This is a genomic window from Falsihalocynthiibacter sp. S25ZX9 (assembly GCF_041205405.1).
In the GTDB taxonomy this organism is placed as follows: domain Bacteria; phylum Pseudomonadota; class Alphaproteobacteria; order Rhodobacterales; family Rhodobacteraceae; genus Falsihalocynthiibacter; species Falsihalocynthiibacter arcticus.
The window spans coordinates 1-318 of record NZ_JBGFCD010000178.1 but is presented as its reverse complement, the minus strand read 5'-3'; the positions used below and the strand labels follow the sequence as shown (position 1 = coordinate 318).

At 51.6% G+C, this 318-nt stretch carries 1 pseudogene; it reads right to left on the bottom strand.

Features of this window, described 5'->3' with window-relative positions:
* A pseudogene (locus AB9F29_RS21795) lies at positions 1 to 318 on the bottom strand (multidrug transporter); the annotation flags it as partial.

The window sequence follows — 318 nt, the reverse complement described above, 5'->3', positions numbered from 1 at the left end:
AGAACCGTAAACAGCGGCCCCATCCCGCGTACCACCGGGTAAACCACTGTATAAGCGCCAAAAACATAGGTTTGCGCCTGCATGGCCTTATACCCAATATGGATAACAAACATGCCGAAAAAAATGGGCCACATGTGCGGCTCGGGCCACGGAACGACAAACAATGCAAAGGGAGCAGCCATCACGCCGTAGTTAAAATCAATCGCCACACGCGAAAGCCACGGATCGTGCTCACCATTTTGAAGCGCACCGAAAATAGCATGTAAAACGGCAGCCAAAAGGGCCAAACCAAGGGCAACCCTATGCCACATTTCGGTT